General features: G+C 68.7%; 2 protein-coding genes. Both read left to right on the forward strand.

Annotated features, from left to right (window positions below):
* The first annotated feature begins 110 nt into the window (after window positions 1–110).
* On the forward strand, window positions 111–2,873 hold the full coding sequence (gene metH / locus D180_RS14625; RefSeq protein ID WP_017913385.1) for a methionine synthase: 2,763 nt from the start codon (window positions 111–113) through the stop codon (window positions 2,871–2,873).
* Window positions 2,874–2,948: 75 nt separating this feature from the next.
* Window positions 2,949–3,261 (forward strand): NAD-dependent epimerase/dehydratase family protein (locus tag D180_RS14630; RefSeq protein WP_157835467.1); only part of this gene is annotated, 313 nt, incomplete at its 3' end.

A 3,261-nucleotide genomic window follows, 5' to 3' on the forward strand; every position in this document is an offset into this window, starting at 1 on the left:
CGCCTGATGTCCGCCGCGCGCACGCCCGCCGCCCCCGCCCGCGCAGTCCTGCGCGGGCACGCTGCCGCCTGCGCGTGCGCCGGCACCTCCCCGTTTTCGGAAAGCTGACCATGTCCTCCGCCCGCCACACCCGCCTGTCCGGCCTGGAGCCGTTGCTGCTGACCCCGGACCTGCTGTTCGTCAATGTCGGCGAGCGCACCAACGTCACCGGCAGCGCGCAGTTCCGCAAGCTGATCAAGGAAGAGCGCTACGAGGAGGCGGTGGAGGTGGCGCGCCAGCAGGTCGCCAACGGCGCGCAGATCCTCGACGTCAACATGGACGAGGGGCTGATCGACTCGGAGAAGGCGATGGTGCGCTTTCTCAACCTGATCATGTCCGAGCCGGACATCGCACGCATCCCGGTGATGGTCGACTCCTCCAAGTGGAGCGTGATCGAGGCCGGGCTGAAGTGCCTGCAGGGCAAGAGCGTGGTCAACTCGATCTCGCTCAAGGAAGGCGAGGCGCCGTTCGTCGAGCACGCGCGCAAGGTGCTGCGCTACGGCGCCGCGGCGGTGGTGATGGCCTTCGACGAGGTCGGCCAGGCCGACACCTGCGCGCGCAAGGTGGAGATCTGCACCCGCGCCTACCGCATCCTCACCGAGCAGGTCGGGTTCCCGCCGGAAGACATCATCTTCGATCCGAACATCTTCGCCGTGGCCACCGGCATCGAGGAGCACGACAACTACGCAGTCGACTTCATCGAAGCGACCCGCGAGATCAAGCGCACCCTGCCGCATTGCCATGTCTCCGGCGGCGTGTCCAACGTGTCGTTCTCGTTCCGCGGCAACGAGACCGTGCGCCAGGCGATCCATTCGGTATTCCTGTACCACGCCATCGCCGCGGGCATGGACATGGGCATCGTCAACGCCGGCGGCATGCCGATCTACGACGAACTGGACCCGGAGCTGCGCGAGCGCGTGGAGGACGTGATCCTCAACCGCCGCCGCGACGCCACCGAACGCCTGCTGGAGATCGCCGAGCGCTACAAGAAAGCGGGGAATCGGGATGCGGGAATCGGGAATCGGGAGAAGCTGGCGTGGCGTGAGAAGACGGTGCGCGAGCGGTTGAGCCATGCGCTGGTGCATGGCATCGACGAGTTCGTCGAGGTCGATACCGAAGAGGCGCGGCAGCAGGCCGCGCGGCCGCTGGACGTGATCGAAGGCCCGCTGATGGACGGCATGAACGTGGTCGGCGACCTGTTCGGCGCTGGCAAGATGTTCCTGCCGCAGGTGGTGAAGTCGGCGCGGGTGATGAAGAAGGCGGTCGCCTACCTGCTGCCCTACATCGAGGCGGAAAAGCTGCGCAGCGGCGACACCGGCAAGTCCAACGGCAAGATCGTCATGGCCACGGTCAAGGGCGACGTGCACGACATCGGCAAGAACATCGTCGGCGTGGTCCTGGCCTGCAACAACTTCGACGTGATCGACCTGGGGGTGATGGTGCCGACCCAGACCATCCTCGACCGCGCCCGCGCCGAGAACGCCGACATCATCGGCCTGTCCGGGCTGATCACCCCGTCGCTGGAAGAGATGACCCACGTCGCCCGCGAGATGCAGCGGCAGGGCTTCTCGATGCCGCTGCTGATCGGCGGCGCCACCACCTCGCGCGCGCACACCGCGCTGAAGATCGACCCGCATTACGCGGCGCCGACGGTGTGGGTGAAGGACGCCTCGCGCGCGGTGGGCGTGGCGCAGTCGCTGATCTCGCGCGAACTGCGCGCGGCCTTCGTGGCCGCCAACGACGCCGACTACGCCGAGATCCGCCAGCGCCACAAGAACCGCGGCGACGCCAAGCGCCTGGTCTCGCTCGCGCACGCGCGCGGGCAGCGCTTCGACGGCGGCTGGGACGCCTACACCCCACCGGCGCCCAGGCAACCCGGCCTGCACGTGTTCGACGACTACCCGCTGGACGACCTGGTCCCGCTGATCGACTGGACCCCGTTCTTCCAGGCCTGGGAACTGGCCGGCAAGTTCCCGGCGATCCTCACCGACGAGATCGTCGGCCAGCAGGCCAGCGAGTTGTACCAGGACGCACGGGCGATGCTGCAGCGGATCGTCGCGGAGAAATGGCTGACCGCCAAGGCCGTGTTCGGGCTGTGGCCGGCGCAGTCGGTGGGCGACGATGTTGTCGTCCTGACGGACCGGGAATCGGGAGACAGGAATGGGGAATCGTCAGGCGGGACCGCGCCGCTCGACCATTCCCGATTCTCCATTCCCCATTCCCTGCACTTTTTGCGACAACAGGTCGACAAGCCCGCCGAGCGCCCGGACTTCTGCCTGGCCGACTTCATCGCCCCGCGCGACAGCGGCAAGCAGGACTGGATCGGTGCGTTCGCGGTGACCGCCGGCATCGGCATCGAACCGCACGTGGCGCGCTTCGAGGCGGCGCACGACGACTACAACGCGATCCTGCTCAAGGCCCTGGCCGACCGCCTGGCCGAGGCGCTGGCCGAACGCCTGCACCAGCGCGTGCGCACCGAGTTCTGGGGTTACGCCGACGACGAGGCGCTGGAAAACGAGGCGCTGATCGCCGAGCGCTATCGCGGCATCCGTCCCGCGCCCGGCTATCCGGCCTGCCCAGACCACAGCGAGAAGCAGACCCTGTTCGCCCTGCTCGATGCCGGTCGCAATGCCGGCATGTCGCTGACCGAGAGCTTCGCGATGCTGCCGACCGCCGCGGTGTCCGGCTACTACTTCAGCCACCCGCAGAGCCAGTACTTCGTGGTCGGCCGGCTGGGCAAGGACCAGCTCGCCGACTACGCCCGGCGCAAGGGTGTCTCGCTGCAACAGGCCGAACGCTGGCTGGCCTCCAACCTGGACTACGATCCGGAGTGAGCCCACGCCGACCGCAGGCGCCCCCCCATAGCGCCTGTGCCGCCCAGCGCGCCTTCGAGTGCATCGCCGATGCCCATGTCCACACCGTCCCCATTGAAGATCGTGGTCACCGGCAGTGCCGGCCGGGTCGGCCGCGCGATCCATATCCGGCTCGCGCGCGAGCACCACGTCAGCGGCTTCGACCGGACGCCCTGCTCCACAACCGACTGGGTCGGCGACCTCGACGATGCCGCACTGCTGGCGCGCGCACTGCAGGGCGCGGACGCCGTGATCCACACCGCCGCGCTGCATGCCCCGCACGTCGCGCATGTGCCGGCGGCGCGCTTCCGCCAGGTCAACGTCGACGGCACGCGCCGCGTCCTGGACGCCGCGGCGGCGGCCGGCGTGC

This window comes from Xanthomonas sp. SHU 166 (genome assembly GCF_000364685.1).
In the GTDB taxonomy this organism is placed as follows: domain Bacteria; phylum Pseudomonadota; class Gammaproteobacteria; order Xanthomonadales; family Xanthomonadaceae; genus Xanthomonas_A; species Xanthomonas_A sontii.

Excerpts from the sequence above, each read along its gene's own strand:
- metH (WP_017913385.1), top strand. The coding sequence starts at position 111 with ATGTCCTCCGCCCGCCACACCCGCCTGTCCGGCCTGGAGCCGTTGCTG.